At 66.0% G+C, this 17,859-nt stretch carries 15 protein-coding genes and 3 pseudogenes; 6 read left to right on the top strand and 12 right to left on the bottom strand.

Annotated features, from left to right (window positions below; genetic code table 11):
* The first annotated feature begins 286 nt into the window (after positions 1-286).
* Entirely contained in the window at positions 287-757 is a 471-nt protein-coding gene (locus tag B3I25_RS04195) for a DUF779 domain-containing protein (RefSeq protein WP_144999006.1), read from the top strand.
* Here the strand turns inward: B3I25_RS04195 and B3I25_RS04190 are convergent.
* The 10 genes and pseudogenes from B3I25_RS04190 to B3I25_RS04145 form a co-directional block, all read right to left on the bottom strand.
* Positions 751-1,139 (bottom strand): annotated as a pseudogene (locus B3I25_RS04190) (integrase core domain-containing protein); the annotation flags it as partial. The gene B3I25_RS04195 and the pseudogene B3I25_RS04190 overlap by 7 nt on opposite strands.
* Positions 1,140-1,166: 27 nt before the next feature.
* Positions 1,167-1,610 (bottom strand): nuclear transport factor 2 family protein, encoded by a 444-nt coding sequence (locus tag B3I25_RS04185; RefSeq protein ID WP_286737908.1) that lies wholly within the window; start codon positions 1,608-1,610, stop codon positions 1,167-1,169.
* Positions 1,611-1,753: 143 nt separating this feature from the next.
* Positions 1,754-2,904, bottom strand: a protein-coding gene (locus B3I25_RS04180; RefSeq protein WP_096257316.1) for an IS3-like element ISAar43 family transposase whose coding sequence is annotated in 2 segments (ribosomal slippage) — positions 1,754-2,634 and positions 2,634-2,904 — 1,152 coding nt in all. Because the reading frame shifts where the segments join, the coding sequence is not laid out codon by codon here.
* Positions 2,905-3,010: 106 nt separating this feature from the next.
* The gene (locus tag B3I25_RS04175) at positions 3,011-3,469 is read right to left on the bottom strand and encodes a DDE-type integrase/transposase/recombinase (RefSeq protein ID WP_286737906.1); all 459 of its coding nucleotides are present in this window, start codon (positions 3,467-3,469) and stop codon (positions 3,011-3,013) included.
* Between the two features lie 723 nt (positions 3,470-4,192).
* Positions 4,193-4,777, bottom strand: a pseudogene (locus B3I25_RS04170) (DUF2726 domain-containing protein); the annotation flags it as partial.
* A gap of 262 nt (positions 4,778-5,039) precedes the next feature.
* The gene (locus B3I25_RS04165) at positions 5,040-5,984 is read right to left on the bottom strand and encodes an abortive infection family protein (protein WP_286737905.1); all 945 of its coding nucleotides are present in this window, start codon (positions 5,982-5,984) and stop codon (positions 5,040-5,042) included.
* A gap of 174 nt (positions 5,985-6,158) precedes the next feature.
* Positions 6,159-6,746 carry a class I SAM-dependent methyltransferase gene (locus B3I25_RS04160; protein ID WP_286737904.1) on the bottom strand — a complete coding sequence of 196 codons (588 nt, stop codon included), beginning with the start codon at positions 6,744-6,746 and terminating at the stop codon, positions 6,159-6,161.
* A 590-nt stretch (positions 6,747-7,336) separates the two neighbouring features.
* Positions 7,337-8,203 (bottom strand): SDR family oxidoreductase, encoded by an 867-nt coding sequence (locus B3I25_RS04155; protein WP_286737958.1) that lies wholly within the window; start codon positions 8,201-8,203, stop codon positions 7,337-7,339.
* A 66-nt stretch (positions 8,204-8,269) separates the two neighbouring features.
* Positions 8,270-8,446: pseudogene (locus B3I25_RS04150) on the bottom strand (IS481 family transposase); the annotation flags it as partial.
* 139 nt (positions 8,447-8,585) lie between these two features.
* Positions 8,586-9,278, bottom strand: a complete 693-nt coding sequence (locus B3I25_RS04145; RefSeq protein ID WP_143470032.1) for a hypothetical protein — start codon at positions 9,276-9,278, stop codon at positions 8,586-8,588.
* A 156-nt stretch (positions 9,279-9,434) separates the two neighbouring features.
* On the opposite strand from B3I25_RS04145, the gene B3I25_RS04140 reads away from it, so the two are divergent.
* The 3 genes from B3I25_RS04140 (at position 9,435) to B3I25_RS04130 (ending at position 13,634) form a co-directional block, all read left to right on the top strand.
* Entirely contained in the window at positions 9,435-10,073 is a 639-nt protein-coding gene (locus B3I25_RS04140; RefSeq protein WP_098053336.1) for a Maf family protein, read from the top strand.
* A 104-nt stretch (positions 10,074-10,177) separates the two neighbouring features.
* On the top strand, positions 10,178-11,983 hold the full coding sequence (locus B3I25_RS04135) for an acetyl/propionyl/methylcrotonyl-CoA carboxylase subunit alpha (protein ID WP_286737903.1): 1,806 nt from the start codon (positions 10,178-10,180) through the stop codon (positions 11,981-11,983).
* Positions 11,984-12,227: 244 nt separating this feature from the next.
* Complete coding sequence (locus tag B3I25_RS04130) at positions 12,228-13,634, top strand: MFS transporter (protein WP_131333262.1); 1,407 nt, start codon at positions 12,228-12,230, stop codon at positions 13,632-13,634.
* A 130-nt stretch (positions 13,635-13,764) separates the two neighbouring features.
* Here the strand turns inward: B3I25_RS04130 and B3I25_RS04125 are convergent, their stop codons facing one another.
* Positions 13,765-15,201: an NAD(P)H-quinone dehydrogenase gene (locus tag B3I25_RS04125; RefSeq protein WP_082943397.1), complete on the bottom strand. Its 1,437-nt coding sequence runs from the start codon at positions 15,199-15,201 to the stop codon at positions 13,765-13,767.
* Positions 15,202-15,565: 364 nt separating this feature from the next.
* Here B3I25_RS04125 and B3I25_RS04120 point away from each other — a divergent pair, with 364 nt between their 5' ends.
* Complete coding sequence (locus B3I25_RS04120; RefSeq protein ID WP_404821099.1) at positions 15,566-16,384, top strand: purine-nucleoside phosphorylase; 819 nt, start codon at positions 15,566-15,568, stop codon at positions 16,382-16,384.
* 194 nt (positions 16,385-16,578) lie between these two features.
* Complete coding sequence (locus tag B3I25_RS04115) at positions 16,579-16,935, top strand: hypothetical protein (RefSeq protein ID WP_240505671.1); 357 nt, start codon at positions 16,579-16,581, stop codon at positions 16,933-16,935.
* Between the two features lie 144 nt (positions 16,936-17,079).
* Here B3I25_RS04115 and B3I25_RS04110 read toward each other — a convergent pair.
* Positions 17,080-17,859, bottom strand: a 780-nt coding sequence (locus B3I25_RS04110) for a TRCF domain-containing protein (protein ID WP_349676522.1), incomplete at its 5' end; no start/stop codon positions are given.

The raw sequence follows: 17,859 nt of genomic DNA, 5'->3' as shown, positions 1-17,859 counted from the left end.
CCGGTAGCCCCGCGTAAACTTGGTACCGCACTTGACACAACCTGGTGCCAAGTTCTATTAAAATTTGGCAGAATCAGTATGATGGCACTTTTTGGCACCATCTCAGCCCACAACGGCAATACAATCATTGTTACAAAATGACTAAAACCCCTAGTTTCAAGGCAGCTAGTTCAACTAGATCGGTTACTATTGAGGTATTTACCAGCAGGCCAAGAACATGCTCGTGAGCTACACCGAGAACGCGCAGGGCTTCTTCTAGACCCTGACCGGAAGGCGAGGAACCGTCATGAGCACCCCTTCATCACCGGCGGACCCGTCCCCGGCGGACATCGCGGATCCCGAACACCCCGTGGTGCTCGAGGCGACCGCTGCGGTACCCGGTGAGACCACCTCACGGGTCGGTTTCACCGGGCCCGCAGTGGCCCTGTTGCAGGAACTGTGGGAGCAACATGGACCCCTCATGTTCCACCAGTCTGGGGGATGCTGTGACGGTTCCTCGCCCATGTGCTTCCCCGCCGGTGAGTTCCGCACGGGCGCGGCCGATGTCCTGCTGGGCACCGCCCGGTTGCCGTCCCCGACCGGCGAGGATCTCGGGGGCCTGGAGTTCTGGATCTCCGCCGAGCAGTTCGAGTACTGGCGGCACACGCGGTTGGTGATCGACGCCGTTCCCGGCCGCGGTGGGGGCTTCTCCCTCGAGGCCCCTACGGGCCGGCGCTTCCTCACCCGCAGCGAACTGTGTGGGATCGAGGTGTACTGATCGGAGACGTTGGTCAATCGTGAGAAGGGTGGCTGGTTCCCGCAGGCTGTGTGGGGGCGGTGGTGGTTGTAGTAGTGCAGCCAGCCCTCGAGTTTCCCGCGGCGCTCGGCCTCGCTCGTCTAGCAGCGGGCGTAGCCCCAGCCGTCGGCCAGGGTGAGGTGGAACCGCTCGATCTTCCCGTTGGTCTGCGGCCGAGACGGCCTCGTGCGTTTGTGCCGGATGCCGAGGTCGATGCAGGTGTCTCGCCACAAGTGTGAGCGGTAGGCGCCGCCGTTGTCGGACAGCACCTCTCGACGGCGACACCACGCTGGTTGAACCACTCGACGGCCCGGACGAGGACGGCAGTGGCGGTGAGGGCAATGTCGTCGTCGTGGATCTCGGCGGGGCATTCAATCGCTGGGCGACAGGCTCACCAGGTGGGAAGTTCGCCGTGGCCTGGGGTGACGCGTCGCTCCTCCTGACCGATGCGACGGTCGTTGATGCTGGCCTCGCGATGGGTCATGTAGCCGTGTGCGTTGAAACGCCACAGCTCATTGCCGTAGGAGCGCCACCACTGGCCGTCATGGTCGTGCCACTCGTACTGGAATCGCACGGCGATCTGATCCTCGGTGAACGCCCACAGGTTCTTGCGGAGTTGATAGTCGAGTTCCCGATCCCACTTGGCGGTGAGGAAGGCAATCACCTGGTCCCGGCCGGTGATCGTCTGGTCACGGTTTCGCCACACGGTATCGACGCTGTAGGCCTGGGCGACCGTCTCGGGATCGCGAGTATTCCAGGCGTCTTCGGCGGCCTGTACCTTGCAGGCGGCGGTTTCGGCGGTGAACGGTGGGATGGGGTTACGGGTTTGGGTCATGTGATGGCTCCTTGACCTGGGAGCGGATGTGTCAGTGGTTTGCGGCGTTGGCCACGTGGGTGGCGCCGGGTGGTACTCGATGCCTTCTTGTACCAGTTGTAAGAGGGCGTGACGTTGGGAGTAGGGAACGTGGGCCGCCCCCTTCATTCGGTCCGGTCGCTGTGCGAGTCGTCGGTTTCCGATTGATGGGTGCATTGCCGAGCGTAGTCGACGGGTGCGAGGTAGCCGAGCGATGAATGCCGGCGGTCGTGGTTGTATTCGGTCTTCCAGTCGCCGATCACGACCTGGGCGTGGAGCAGCGAGTAGAAGCTGTTGATGTTCAGGCACTCGTCGCGGAGCCTGCTGTTGAACGACTCGACGTACCCGTTGTGCCAGGGCGAGCCGGGCGGGATGTAGAACAGGCCGGTGCGGGTGCCGGCCCAGTCGGCCATCGCGTCGCTGATGAACTCGGGGCCGTTGTCGGATCGGAGCACCGCGGGGGCGCCGCGGACGGCGACGAGGTCCTCGAGGTGGGCGGTGAGCCGGTCCGCGGTGATCGACCGTTCGACGAGCCCGCCGATGCACTCGCGGGTGTGCTCGTCGACGATGGAGCAGATCTTGATCGGACGGCCCTGCTCGTCCGCGTCGAACTGGAAGTCCACCGCCCACACGAGGTTCGGTGCGACCGCTGCCGGGGCGTCGACGGTCGAAGACCCAACGCGTTTGCGGCGACGCCGCTGCGGGACGCGCAGCCCTTCCTCGCGCCAGAGCCGTTGGATCTTCTTGTGGTTCACGACCCACCCCTCGCCGCGGGCATCGTGGTAGGCCCTGCGGTATCCCCACCGCGGGTGCTTCTTCGCATACGCCCGCAGCCAGTCCCGCAACGCCAGGTCCGGGTCGGCTGTCGTCTCACCCTGGAGCGGGCGACGGTATGCGGACCTGCTCAGCCCGGCCAGACGGCACGCCATTCGTTCGCTCACCCGCAGCTTGCGCTTGAGGTGGTCGACGGCGGCGCGGCGCCTGCCCGGGCCTAGAAGTTTCCCTCAGCCAGCTCCTTGAGCGCGGCCTTCTCGAGCTCTGCCTCGGCGAGCAGCCGCTTGAGCGTGGCGTTCTGCTTCTCGAGCTCCTTCAGCCGCTTCGCGTCGTCGGCCTTCAGCCCGCCGTACTGGTTCCGCCACCGGTAGTACGTCTGCTCGGACACTCCGAGCTCTCGACACACCCCGGCGATGTCGCTACCGCCCGCGAGCATCCTGTCGGCCTGCCCGAGCTTACGGACGACCTGCTCCGAGGTGTGACGCTTCCTGCTGTTCGTCATGATCTGACCAGTCTCACTGCCCGAACCCCCGGGCAACAGGACGACTCACACAACCACCGGACCTACCAAACGGGGTCAGCCCAAACGAACCGGTGACGGTTTCGGTTTAGGCCGCGAGTGTGAGCGGCTTGGTTAGTTTGGCTTCGAACTCGAGGGGCGTCAACCCGCCGAGTCTGTCCTGGGCTCGTTGACGGTGATACTTCCACTCGATCCAGACCACGATGGCCAGGCGCAGCTGCCGGGCCATCGCGCGACCACGGAACTGGCTCCCTGTGTCGGCGTGCAGGATGCACCCGGCGACGTCGCCTCGGCGGGCGAGTGCGTTGCGGACCGCGTCGACGGCGAGTTTCGCGGTCATCCAGTTCGAGATCGAGTATCCGACGACGCGGTTGGAGAACACGTCTTTGATCGCGCAACAGTAGAGCGCGCCCTCCCTCGTCCAATCCCCCGTGATATCCCTCAGCCAGAGCCGGTCCGGCCCGTCGGCGCGGAAGACCGCTGGAGGTGGTCCTCGAACACCGGCGGGCCCGTTGTCTTCCCCTTCCCGCGCCGGCGCGCTCGGCAACGAGCGGGTATGTCAGTGTGGGCAGCCGCCGAGGCGCAGATTCGCTTGCGACAAATACGCCGCAGCCCTGCTGAGCACCTCGCTGTCCTGCCCCAGGAGGCGGATCCACTTCTTCAGCTCCCCAGCATCCGCCGCGTCCGACGCAGTCTGACCAGGCTGATTTCATTTATCACAGTCGACCTGACGGAGCCAGTTCTGCATGGGTCGCTTCGCTGATACCGAAGTCGGTAGCAATCTATTTGATGGTGACTCCGCTCTCACGACGGCGAGGGGACTCCCGCACGATCAGGTGTCATCTTGGCCTGGCTTGCCTCTGGGGCGCTCTGCAGGGAGACGGTAAGTCCCCAAAGTTCACGGCCATCAAAGGCTTTGCCGACACCCGTGCGCTTTACATATGGCCCGGCTACCGGACACCGCCCACGGGGTCGACGATGCAGTTGGGGGTGCGTTCCGCATAGTTCGACGGTGCCATGGTGACGCTGTCGGCTTCGGTTCAGGGGTACTGGATGGTGATGTCGAACAGTAGGGGGCCTCCAGCCTGTAGGGCGCCACCGTCCGCGACCGAAAGGAGTCCACCAGTGTCGATGGCTGCTGTACCTTCTCCATGGATCTGACAAGGGTGGCTCCGTTGCAGGCAGCCGGCTGGCCTGCCAACCACTGATCAGCGAGAGAGCCGACCTCAACCACAGCCAGCTGCTCAGCGATCTCATGCGGACTGACGCCTTAGAATCGACAATCACGAAGGCGAGTTCGGCCGATAAGATATCGATCCCTTGCTACTGCCATGAAAGCGTGCACGTCTACTGAGCCCTCGGTGGCATTCGTGGTCAGGTAGACGTTGGGACAAAAGCTTGACAGATGGTTAACCTTGTGCAGTTCGAGCAGGTGAAGGCGGGTGGCGGCATCAAGAGTGTTAAACAGCAGCCGACCGTCTTCGACGGTGGCAATCACGTTGCCGAAGTCATAGGGCTCGTCTGGCGGAATGTACCCATGCTCCTGAGCTTCAAAGAACGCCAGAGAGTGATAGGAGCCTTCCACCACGTAGCTGAGTATTCTCCAGCGGCCTTGAGTACGGGTGTACTCACTGGTGATGCGCAACAAAGGAAGTTCCGCCTCGAGACACAGGGTGTCCTTGAGGCGGTCTCGCTCCCGAGTAGCGAGGTCGGTGAAGTGCTGTTTGTCGTCAAATTCGACGGCAAATCGGGGCAGTGAGGTCGCGGGATCGACCATGACAAAATCTAGATGTGCGCTCAGTGCGTACTTCTTGAGCCGACCGGTGTAGCCCGCCTCATTGATGACATCAGCAAGGCGGACCTTGGCTCACAGCTCATCTCCGTTATCAGCCGCCGCCGTGGTCAATAAATGATGGGTCACCTTTTCATAGCGGTTTACCAATAACGGCTTCACACCTCGATGACCATGCGTCATGGGTTATTAATATCACTCATAGCAGACACCCAAAGGGCTCCAGCTGTCTGCTAGGCCTTCGGTCGTGCCGTTCCATCCACAAGTCTGGAGCGGAACGTGTCCGGAATTTCTTTCGACATACCGCCGAACGTCATTTCGCACGTCAGGTCTTAGGATCGAGCTGGCCTGAATCGACGCGTGCCTGCCAGGTGTCCAGAATGAACTCGGCGACGGCGACAGTGCTATTGAGCGCCAGCCTGGCGTGGCGGGCAAGTGCCATGCTTGGTTGGGATTGGCCGTGACCGATGCCAAGTTCGTTTCGAAGTTCCGCCAGTGATTTCACAGTCGTGACCAGTGTGCGCAGTATCTGTTGAGAGGTCTTGCTGGCCCGTGCGTTCTCGGGCACTGATTCTGCGTTCAAGGTGAGAAGGGTCGCTACCTCGCGGTACAGCTTTGGGATGTCGTCCTTGGTGTCGTACTCAACCTGACTGCGGTCAAGGATGATCTTGAAGAGGCTTTCCAGCAGGTTCTTGCAGGACGAGATCGTAGCCGGAGGGTCCGCGGTTAGCCCGTCCCGGATCCGGGTGAGATGCTCCTCGAGCACTTGCGGATCGGTAAGAAGAGCCCGTTCGCGTAGTTTCAGCTTTGGGCTCAGACCGTGGAAGCTGCCGCGTCGGCGCCAGCTATAGACGGCGTGCCCGCTGATCCAGTCTGCCGGATAGAGCTCATAGCCATCCCTGGTGAGTGCCTCGTTGAACGATGCCAGAAGGGTGGCGACCTCTTGCTCGTCCGCACGCACCACTGGGTGCAGCATTTCCGAGAGGAACCGGAGGATGATCCCGTCATCGCCGCTCTGCAGTTGGAACCGGCTGTCATTGAAGATCCAGTCGTCTTCCCAGTCAGCGGGGTTATTGACTCGGTGTTGCCTGATATCGCCGGCGGCATTCTTGAACCGGGTATCGGTGCTTGGTAGAGATTCCAAATCGTAGATGCGTGCCAGGAAGTCGGGCTCCTCGAGCCGTCCAGCCCACCAGACGCCGGACAACGCGATCGAATCAAGAAGCTTGCGGCGAGTGATTTCGGTGATCTGCCTGGTGTTCATGGACATGCTTCGATCGTATCTGAGGGCGCATTCTAAATACCGAAGGGCGAGCTTCCTAACTTGGAATGTGCCTCGACTCGTTGGTGGGTGGCACAGCCACTGACGCCGTGGCGCAATGGGGGTTGCTGTCAGGGGCGACGTACGGCGGCCAGTTGGCATTCGGGGAAGCGGTGCAGTGGATCAGGCCGGCTCACCGTGCGCCAGGCCTCGTCGAATCCAGCCCAGGAAAGTTGCCGGCTCATCTCTTCGGGGTGCCAGCGCCAGGCTGGTGCCACCGCGTGACCGAACGGCACCGCCGGTTTGTCTCTCGTCATCGATGCTCTGGAAGGCCAGGAGCACCACGCCGCCGACTGGCATGCGCTGGGCCCAGGAGGCGAGCACCCCGCCGATGTGGTGGGGCTCGACGTGGATCAGGCTGAACCGGACCAGCACGCCCCGCAGCGGAACCCGCTGATCGGTCGACTCCAAGGAGTCGTTCAGGTTCGCCTCACCACGCCGGAACACCACCTCGGGGTGAGACCTGCGGGCGATATCCAGCATGGCTTCTGAGGGATCGATGCCCACGACGTGAAGGCCGCGGTGGGCGAGGTCGGCGGTGACGTGCCCGGTCCCGCACCCGATGTCCACCACGGCGCCCTCGCCGTGGTGTTGCAGGACCATGTCCGTGAAGGCGGCGACCGCATGCCGTTCCAAAGGTGTCTGGAACGGGTCCGGGAAGGCAAGCTCGTACTGTTCGGCCAGGGCGTCGTAGCCGGGTTGGGTTCCCACGCCGGCCAGCCTCCCACACCGCAGTCTCCACCGGGCGCTTCGTCTGCCCCTCATGGTGGCGGATCGATCGTCCTTGACTTGCTCGGGGGGGGACCGGCAGGTTCCTGACGGTCGTGCAACGTCCGCGAGGCGCGCTGCAGTCCCGAGCGACCGCGATAACGTCCTCCCGGAACTCTCTGGGATGAGGACCGGGCATGATGACATCCTCCCCGCCAGCGCCTCTCAACGCTAACGATCAGTCGTCACCTACTCGTTCCCCACGCCCGGTCTCGACCACCAAGGTGACCTACGACGCCCAGACGTGGCTATACGTCACCAACCGCCGAGCGGAAGGAAGGAACGATCGAGAGATCCGCCGCTGCATCAAGCACTACCTAGCCCGTCACGTCTATCGAACCCTCAACGCTACGACCCCGAGCGTGAATGGCTCTTGACCGACATAGAAGAATCTGGACACCCCTCGGCAGACGTCACCATCGGACGTCAGTGTGGGGTTTGCCGGCAGGGGCGGGGTCGGCGGGTAGTTCTGGTTGTCCGGTTGGAAGGGTGGACAAACAGAACTACCCACTCATGCAGGTTCTACCGAGAGGTTAGATTGCGGCGACAGCCGAACGAACAGCCTCAGCCATGGACGTGGCCGGGCGTCCGATAAGCCTGCTCAGGTCTCCAGAGTTCACCAGGAGGTCTCCGCGGGCTATTCCCAGATCAGAATCTGCGAGGATTTCCGCGCCCCCCCCCCCGGGCACTCCGACCCTGACGAGCATTGCGGCGTATTCGCGCGGCGGCAGGTCCTGGTAGGAGATGTGCTGGCCGGCCGCGGCGCTGATCTCTGCCGCAAGCTCGGCCATGGTGAACGGCTCGTCACCGCCGAGCTCATAGATCCTGCCGGCCTGGTCGTCGGCCAGCAGCACCGCGGCGGCCGCCTGGGCATAGTCTGCGCGGGAGGCGGCGCTCACCCGACCATTGCCGGCACTGCCCACGAGGGCACCCTGAGCGAGCACGCCCGGCAATTGGTCGGTGTAGTTCTCCAGATACCAGCTGTTGCGCAACAGGACGAAAGGAACGCCGGACTGCTCCAGGAGGGTCTCGGTGGCTTGGTGCTCGACGGCCAGCTTCATCCCACTGCCGTCTGCGTTGGCGATGCTCGTGTAGGCGACCAGCTGGATACCCTCGCGCTGAGCGGCCTCGATCACGGTACGGTGCTGCTCCACCCGCTGGCCCACCTCGGAACCTGAGATCAGGAGGACTTTGCTGGCCCCCTTCAAGGCCTTTCCTACGGAGGCCGCGTCGGTGTAGTCCAGCTTCCTCACGTGGACACCGCGCTGTGCCAGATCCGCGATCTTGTCAACTGCACGCCCTGCGGCCACAATCTCCTGCGGCGGAACGTTGCGCTCCAGCAGTGTTTCCACGACCTGGCGGCCAAGCTGGCCGGTAGCTCCGGTGATAACGATGCTCATGATGTCCTTCCATGGGGTCCTCGACGGAAGGTATAACCGCCCCACCTTTCGATTACTTCCGAAAAGCCGGGAGAAGAACCCGACTGTGGTGGCTGCTTTCTCATCCTCGAGGGCCTCGGTGTAGGCCGGCCGGGAAACCCGGAACTTTGCAGCCACGTGAGCCTGGGGCACACCATCGTGGAGATGACGGTGCACCATCCGCAGAGGGCCGGTCGGGGTCAGGGGTGCATTAGCGTGGGTCATGAACGGGCTCTCTCGTACGGGTGGGTGGTGTAGGAACTTCCATCCCGCGACGAGCAGCCCGTCCCTCATTTCACCACCACAGCCGTACCAACAACCCCATCCCCCACAACACCTAGGAAGCACCTTCATCGGGCCCGCGTCACTCGTGAACGGCGGCGCTCCGCGCCTCGGATCCCAGGTGCGGACCCGCCGTTCGCGCGCGGTCGTCCCGTCGGCGGAGGGCGGCGCGCCGGATGAGCCACCGGCTCACGAGCTGCAGGAGCAGCCCCGCGGCGAACGTCACGGCCGTGAACGGGCGGTCGATGTCGAGCGGTAGGACCACGGCCGCCATGCACACCGCACCGAGCACGATGAACGCGGCACGAGCGATGCAGCGGCACTCGGTGCGCCAATAACCACGGGGCAGCCGCACGACCCGTCGGCATGTGGCGAGCGCCGCGAGCCACCCCGTTCCCAGTGGAACGGACAGTTGCGGGTACGTGAGTCCGGCGTCGCCCGGCAGGGCGATCACCGCGCCTCGAGCCACCACCTGGTTGGCAAGGATCAGGGCCAGGGTCACGGCCAGGGCGTCCAGCAGTATCGACGTCAGGGGGCGGGACAGCCATCGCGAAGGCCGCGCCGGTGGTGTCCCGGTGGCGTTCGTAAGGCCGATGCCGTCCGAGAGCCACGGCCCGTGCGGGAGCCCGGCTCCTATGGACGGCCCGTTCGCCAGCCCGGTCCCGAGGGACAGCGCGGGCCCGTTCGAGGCATGGGATGCTGTCGCTGGTCGGGACCCGGTGACGCCGGGGAGGTCCCGTGGGATGCGCGCACCACGACGCACGATCTCGACCATCCGGGCCACCTCCCTCTCCACGCGCGCGGCCGACGTAACAGGGTACATCCAGATGCTTGAGGTTGTCCCTATTTGTATGATCGCAGCCCTCCCGCGAGCACACCCCTCCTCACCGGACCGACGTCCCCTCACCCGATCCGCCGTAGAGTGAGGGGCGTGCACCCCGCTCTCGTCCTGGCCTCGCAATCACCGGCGCGCGCATCCCTGTTGGAACGCGCGCACATCCCGTACCGCGCCGTCGTCTCCCACGTGGACGAGGACGCCCTCGTGGCCGCGGAAGCCCCCGAGACCCCCGCAGAGACCGCATTGCTACTGGCACGGGCCAAGGCGGAGGCCGTCGCAGCGCTTCCGGAAGCGGAGGGGCGGCTCGTGCTGGGTTGCGACTCCGTGTTCGAGCTCGACGGCGTCCCCTACGGCAAGCCGTACGAGCCGGACGTCGCGATCGAGCGCATCAGCGCCATGAGCGGGCGCACGGGCACGCTACACACGGGCCACTGGCTCGTGGATGCGCGCACGGGCGAGGCTTCCGGCAACGGCCTGGTCTGTTCCGCGGACGTGCACTTCGCCACCATGACACGCGCGGAGATCGAGGACTACGTGGCCACGGGTGAGCCCCTCCAGGTCGCAGGCTCCTTCACCCTGGACGGGCGGGGATCCCAGTTCATCGAACGGGTGAACGGGGATCCGAACGCCGTGATCGGGCTGAGCCTGTCCACCCTGCGTACCCTGCTCGCCGGGGTAGGGATCCGGGCGTCCTCGTGGTGGGGTGCCGCAGCACAGGGCGGGGCGCAATGATTTGTAGATCTTCCACAGTTACCGCACCGCGGTGCCCCCGCGCTTAGGCGTTCCCCGGCGCGGGGCACTAACCTTTCGGCAGAGAGTCGACAAGGAGCTATCACGTGACAACCACCTCGCGGCAGCAAGAGGCCGCCACCGCAACCCGCCCCGTCACCAAGGTCCTCGTGGCCAACCGAGGGGAGATCGCGGTGCGCGTGATCCGCGCCGCGCGCGACGAGGGCATCACCTCCGTGGCCGTCTACGCGGACCCGGACCGGGATGCCCTGCACGTGCGCATGGCGGACGAGGCGTACTCACTGGGCGGGACGACCGCCGCGGACTCCTACCTGCGGATCGACAAGATCCTCGACGCCGCCCGACGCGCCGGTGCCGACTCCGTCCACCCCGGTTACGGGTTCCTGTCCGAGAACGCGGAATTCGCCTCCGCGGTGATCGCGGCGGGACTCACATGGATCGGCCCTCCCCCGGCGGCGATAGCCCAGCTCGGTGACAAGGTCGCGGCCCGCCACATCGCGGAGAAGGTCGAGGCGCCGCAGGTCCCCGGCACCGCCGACCCGGTGTCCTCGGCCCAGGAGGTCCTGGACTTCGCGGACGAACACGGCCTGCCGATCGCGATCAAGGCCGCCTTCGGTGGTGGCGGCCGCGGCATCAAGGTGGTGCGTGAGCGCGCCGCGATCCCCGAGCTCTACGAATCGGCCGTGCGCGAGGCTACCGCCGCGTTCGGCCGCGGTGAGTGCTTCGTGGAACGGTTCCTGGACGCACCCCGCCACGTGGAGACCCAGTGCCTCGCGGACCAGTTCGGCAGCGTCGTCGTGGTGTCCACGCGCGACTGCTCGCTGCAGCGGCGCAATCAGAAGCTCGTGGAGGAGGCACCCGCGCCGTTCCTGTCGGACGAGCAGATCGAGCGGCTCTACGAGTCCTCCAAGGCCATCCTCAAGGAAGCCCAGTACCAGGGCGCGGGGACGTGCGAGTTCCTCGTGGGCCAGGACGGGACGATCTCCTTCCTGGAGGTCAATACGCGCCTACAAGTGGAGCACCCCGTGTCGGAGGAGGTCTCGGGACTGGACCTGGTGCGGGAGCAGTTCCGCATCGCCCGCGGTGAGGCCCTCGGCTACGACGACCCCGAGATCCGCGGACACAGCTTCGAGTTCCGGATCAACGGCGAGGACGCCGGCCGCAACTTCATGCCCTCCCCCGGCACGCTCACCACGTTCACCGTGCCCTCCGGGCCGGGCGTGCGCGTGGACTCCGGCGTGGAGGCCGGCGAGACCGTGGGCGGGAACTTCGACTCGATGCTCGCCAAGCTCGTGGTGACCGGTGCGACCCGCACGCAGGCCCTCGAACGGTCCCGCCGGGCCCTGCAGGAACTGACGATCGAGGGCATGCCCACTGTCGTCCCGTTTCACCGGGCCGTGGTGAGCGATCCCGCATTCGCAACCCCGGACGACACCCCCTTCACCGTGCACACCCGGTGGATCGAGACGGAGTTCGACAACCGGATCGAACCCTTCACCGTGGCACCCGAACCCTCGGCGGACGAACCCGAACGGCAGAGCGTCGTCGTGGAGGTGGGCGGTAAGCGCCTCGAGGTGACCATGCCGCTGCTGGGAGGTGCGGCCCGCCCGGCCGCAGCCCAGCCCAAGGCACGCAAGCAGCGCAGCGGACGCGGCACGGCGGCCCGCGGAGCCTCGGGGGATTCCCTCTCCTCACCCATGCAGGGCACGATCGTGAAGATCGCCGTGGCCAACGGGGACGAGGTCTCCGAGGGGGACCTGATCGTGGTGCTCGAAGCCATGAAGATGGAGCAGCCGCTCACCGCCCACAAGTCCGGTGTGATCAAGGACCTGGACGTGTCCGAGGGGGACACCGTCTCCGCCGGCACCGTGCTGGCCTCCATCACGGGCTGACGCCCCGGCGCATCGCCTTACGGGGCCGGGGCATCGCCCCGGAGCTCCCACCAATCCGTCGTAGTGGCCCGGTTCGGAACAGGACCGGGGCCGCTACGCACCCGCTCGACGACGAGACCGGCCCAGCACACGAACTGAGCGACGTCGAGGTTCCATCTCAGAATGTGGACACCACAATTCATCATGCGGTATGGCCGGTCTTATCTTGAAGGCATTTCGCCCCTGAGTCCCTGTGAGGTTCTTCATGTCTTCCACCGTGTCCACCGTGGATCCGGGATCCCCCGCGGAGCAATCACGTGTGCCCCGCAGCCGCGTGATCCTGGCGTCCCTCGCGGGAACCACGATCGAGTTCTACGACTTCTACGTGTACGCGACCGCTGCGGTGGCCGTGTTCCCCGCCCTGTTCTTCACGGGCGAGAACGACACCGCCAAGCTGCTGGCCTCCATGGCCACGTTCGCCGCCGCGTTCTTCGGCCGGCCCATCGGCTCCGTGATCTTCGGTCATTACGGGGACCGGATCGGGCGTAAGGCCACCCTGATCGGCGCACTGCTGACCATGGGTATCGCCACGTTCCTGATCGGCCTGCTGCCCACGTTCTACCAGATCGGCATCTGGGCTCCCCTGATCCTCACGATCCTGCGCTTCTGTCAGGGCCTGGGACTGGGCGGCGAATGGTCCGGTGCCTCCCTGCTCGCGACCGAGTACGCGGAGGAGGGCAAACGGGCCCGCGCCGCGATGTGGCCGCAACTCGGCGCGCCGTTCGGGTTCATCCTGGCCAACGGCTTCTTCCTGCTGCTGACCGTGGTCATGCAGTTCGGCACCGCGGGTCACCACCTGGGCACGGGCCACCCGTTCCTGGTGTGGGGCTGGCGGATCCCGTTCCTCGCGTCCGTGGTCATGGTCCTGCTGGGTCTGTGGGTGCGGATCAAGCTCGAGGAGACCCCGGTGTTCCAGCGCGCGGAACAGCAGGGTGAGAAGGTCAAGGCCCCCGTGGCCGAGGTCTTCAAGACGTCGTGGGTGCAGATCATCCAGGGCACGTTCATCATGCTCGCCACGTACGTTCTGTTCTACCTGATGACCGCGTGGGTGCTGTCCTACGGGATCGGCAAGCCGGAGACCGGTGGCCTGGGCATCGAGTACCGCACGTTCCTGATCCTGCAGTTGCTCGCCGTGCTGCTGTTCGCCGCCATGGTCCCCGTCTCGGGCTGGCTCGCGGACCGCTACGGCCGCCGCTCCTCGCAGCTCGTGATCACGAGCCTCATCCTGCTGTTCGGCCTGAGCTTCGCCCTGATCATGAACCCCGACCTCGTGGGCACGGGCGCGGATGCGTCCCTGCTGCGCGTGCTGGTCTTCCTCACGATCGGCATGACCCTCATGGGCCTGACGTTCGGTTCCATGTCCGCGATCCTGCCCGAACTGTTCCCCACGAACGTGCGCTACACCGGTTCGGGCATTGCGTACAACGTGGCGTCCATCCTGGGTGCGGCGATCACCCCCTACATCGCGGTGCTGCTCAACGCGCGCTTCGGCGTGGGCGCGGTGGGCCTGTACCTGTCCTTCGCCGCCGTCATTACGCTCATCGCGCTGTGGTTCTCCCCCGAGACCCGGCACGTGAACATGTACACCGTGCGCACCAAGGCCGCCAAGTAGGCCTTCCGCTTCCACGGACGACGACGCCGCGGTGACCGACCTTCCGTACGGAAGGTCACCGCGGCGCCGTCGTACCCGGGGTGCGAACCGTGCCCGGCCGGAACGAGCGGTGCTCGCCCGAGCGGGGCAGTCAGCGGTGGACATGCAAGCGGCGCGCGGCCTCCGCGATCGTGCCGGACAGGGACGGGTAGACCGCGAACGTGTCGGAGAGGTCGTCCACGCCCAGGCGGTGGGTCACCGCGAGCGCGATCGGGAAGATCAGCTCGGAGGCGCGCGGTCCCACGACCACGCCGCCCATGACCGTCCCGCTGCCGCGGCGGGCGAAGATCTTCACGAAACCGTCGTCCACGGCCATCATCTTGGCGCGCGGGTTGGTGGACAGCTTCATGGTCATGCCGGTGAACATCGCGGGATCTGCCTCGACGTCCGACTGGGAAATGCCCACGGAAGCGATCTCCGGGGACGTGAAGATGTTGGACGCGACCTCGTCCGTGTGCAGCGGGTGCACGGTGTCACCCAGGATGTGGGCCACGGCGATCCGGCCCTGCATCGCGGCCACGGAGGCCAGGGGCAGCACGCCCGTGCAGTCACCGGCGGCGTAGATCCCGCTGACCGACGTGCGGGAGACCGAGTCCACCTTGATGTGACCGCGCTCGTCCATGGCGACCCCGGCCTCCTCGAGACCCATGTCCGCGGTGTTCGGGATTGAGCCCACGGCCAGCAGGCAGTGCGAACCGCGCACCTTGCGCCCGTCAGAGAGCGTCACGCGCACGCCGTCCCCAGTGTTCTCCACGGAGTCGGCGCGGGAGCGGGACAGCACGCGCAGACCGCGGCGCTCGAAGACGTTCTCAAGCACCTGGGCGGCATCGGTGTCCGAACCGGGCAGCACCTGCTCGCGGGACGAGATCAGGGTGACCTCCGAGCCCAGGCCGTTGTACGCGGAGGCGAACTCCGCGCCGGTGACACCCGAACCCACCACGATCAGCTTCTCGGGGATCTCGGTGAGCTGGTAGATCTGCTTCCAGTTAAAGATCCGCTCGCCGTCCGGCTTGGCGGTGTCCATCTCCCGGGGGTGCGAGCCCACGGCGAGCAGGACGACGTTCGCGTGGAGTTCGTACTCGGCGTCGTCGTCGGAGGGGCTGACCACCACGGTGTGCTGATCGGCCAGGCGGCCGCGGCCCTGCACCACGCGCACGCCCACGCGCTCCAGTCCGCGCTTGATGTCACGGGATTGCGTGGCGGCGAGGCGCAGCAGGCGCACGTTGACGGTGTCCAGGTCCACGCGGAGATTGTTCAACTCCTCGCTCGCGTCCTGACCGTCCCCCACGTGCACGCCCAGGTCCTTGGCGTCCGCGAACCGGTTCATGGTGTCCGCGGACGCGATCAGGGTCTTGGAGGGGACCACGTCCGTGAGCACGGCGGAACCGCCCATGCCCTGTTCCTCGATCACGGTGACCTCCGCACCGAGGGACGCGGCGACCAGTGCGGCCTCGTAACCACCGGGGCCGCCGCCGATGATCACGAGCTTCGGATTCGCAAATTCAGTCTGCACACTCACGGTCCCCATTGTTGCAGCATTTACCCCGGGTGCTACCGCCCATGATGGTGGTCCGGGTCTTCCGCGGGCCGGTTACGAATGGCCGAGTCAGCGAACACACGTCGTAGGAGGAGACATGTCCACCGTCGCTCTCGTTGTCGTTCTGGGCTTCGTCCTTTTCGTCGTCCTGGTCGTCGTCCTGGTCGTCGGGGTGGTTCTCACGGCCTCACTCTGCCGGCAGCGCCCGCCCGCGTCCGATCCGGCCCCTCCGCTCAATGGCCACGTGGTGCGGGGTGCACCTCCCGCCGATCGTTGAGGACGACCCCCTGGCCGGCAGGTCCATTGCCCGGGCCCTTCACGTCCGAGCGGTGGATCGCGGCTTAGAGTGATGACCGTGACTGAGAACGCAACTGCTTCCACGGATCCCTTCGACCTCGCCCGCCGCGCCGCGGACGTCCTGCGTGAGCGCACCGGCGTGCAGACCCACCGGATCGCCCTGACCCTGGGCTCCGGGTGGGGCGGTGCCGCGGACCTCATCGGTGAGACCGAGCACGAGATCCCCGCGACCGAGATCCCCGGCTTCTCGGCCCCCGCCCTGCAGGGCCACGGCGGCACCCTGCGCTCCGTCCGGCTCACGAACGGGGATCACGCCCTGGTGATCGGGGCGCGCACCCACTTCTACGAGGGCAAGGGTGTGCGGGCCGTGGCCCACGGCGTGCGCACGGCCGCCGCGGCCGGAGCCGAGATCATGATCCTGACGAACGGATGCGGCGGACTGAACCCCGCATGGGCGCCCGGGACCCCCGTATTGATCCGCGATCACATCAACCTCACCGCCCATTCCCCGCTCGAGGGCGCCACCTTCGTGGACCTCACCGACCTTTATTCTCGGCGGATGCGGGACATCGCCCACCAGGTGGACCCCGGACTCGACGAGGGCGTTTACGCCCAGTTCACCGGACCGCACTATGAGACACCGGCGGAGGTTCGGATGGCCAAGGTGCTCGGGGCGGACCTCGTGGGCATGTCCACGGCGCTCGAGGCGATTGCCGCGCGCCACGCTGGCCTCGAGGTGCTGGGGATGTCCCTCGTGACCAATCTCGCGGCGGGGATCAGCGACGAGCCCCTGTCCCACGAGGAAGTGCTCGAGGCCGGCCAGGCCGCCGGTCCCCGGATCTCCCGGCTGCTCGCGGACGTCGTCGCGAAGTTGTGAGAACGCGCGCCGGTTCGGGTGCTCGATATCGACGGAATGTCGGCAAGTTCCGGTCCCAGGCACTAGACTGGGCGCAGGAACGTAATGGGCCCGCCGCGGCGGTCTGAAAGGGTGAACTCATGGTCAGAAGAGCCGAAACACACACGAGCGATCAGTACTCCGCTGGGCGCACGGTGGAGGATGGCAGCCACGCGGTGACCGAGGACCACCGGGCCGCCCGCTCCGACCACGATTCCGCGTCCCGCCGCAAGCCGCAGTACTCTGGCCAGGACGACGTCGTGAAGAACGCCATCCTCTTCGGCGGCGGTTTCATCACCATCCTGGTGAGCCTTTACCTCTTCGCGTCCTACCCGGACAGCTGGTTGCTGTTCCTGCTCGGGATCCTGGCCTACGGTCTGGCCCTCATGGTCCCCACCACGATCCTCAACGGCAGCACCGCCAAGCACTCCACGGGTGGCAAGGAAGTCACCCTGGACCTCCCGCGCGACGCCTCCGAGATGGCCCGCCAGCCCATTGGAGCGGGTCAGCGCCAGGACAACGTGAGCCACTGACGCATCACATCCACGACAGCCCCACTCGTCCACCCGGATGAGTGGGGCTGTTTCCGTGTGGGGACCTGCGACGACGCCGCGCCAAGGTACCCGGGGTGAGTCAGTACCCGAGCGAGGCGGCGCCCGGACGGGGCCGCGCTATCCCTACTGGGAGACCTCCTCCGTAGGTGCCTGTACCGGAGGGAAGATCGCGTCCAGCACCTCCCGTGCCCATGCGAGGATCTCCCCGTCCACGAGGTCCTTGCCCCCGATCCGCGCGGTCTTGGGTTTGGGGATCAGCGCCATGCGGGTGTCCGCCCCCGGGACCGACTTCACCTGCGCGCCCGGGTACATCCGAGTCAGGCGCATCTCGCGGGACTCGGTGAGCTCGGCCGGCGAGAACCGGATCATGGTGCCCTGGGTGGCCACGTCCGTGAGACCCGCGGCGCGCGCCCGGATCCGCAACCGGGCGACGTCGAGCAGGTTCTCCACCGGGGTGGGTAGCGGGCCGTAACGGTCCTTGAGTTCCTCGCCGGCCTCCGCGACGGCTTCTTCCGTGGCGGCGTTCGCGATCGTGCGGTACGCCTCGAGCCGCAAGCGCTCACCGGGCACGTAGTCGTGCGGGAGGTGGGCGTTGACGGGCAGCTCGATCTTCATCTCGGCGGGACCCGTGTCCTGGTCGCCGCGGTACTCGGCCACCGCCTCCCCCACGAGCCGCAGGTACATGTCGAAGCCCACGCCCGCGATGTGTCCGGACTGTTCCCCGCCCAGCAGGTTGCCCGCGCCGCGGATCTCGAGGTCCTTCATGGCCAATTGCAAGCCCGAGCCGAGCTCGTTGTGGGCGGCCACGGCCTTGAGCCGTTCCAGTGCCGTCTCGCTGAGCGGTTTCTCCGTGGGATACAGGAAATAGGCGTAGGCACGTTCACGCCCACGGCCCACGCGACC

Origin of the sequence: Kocuria sp. UBA1838, assembly GCF_002338785.1 — a bacterium.
Taxonomy (GTDB): Bacteria; Actinomycetota; Actinomycetes; order Actinomycetales; family Micrococcaceae; genus Kocuria; species Kocuria marina.
Note: the sequence above shows the minus strand (reverse complement) of the source record. Positions and strands in the feature narration are given on the sequence as shown.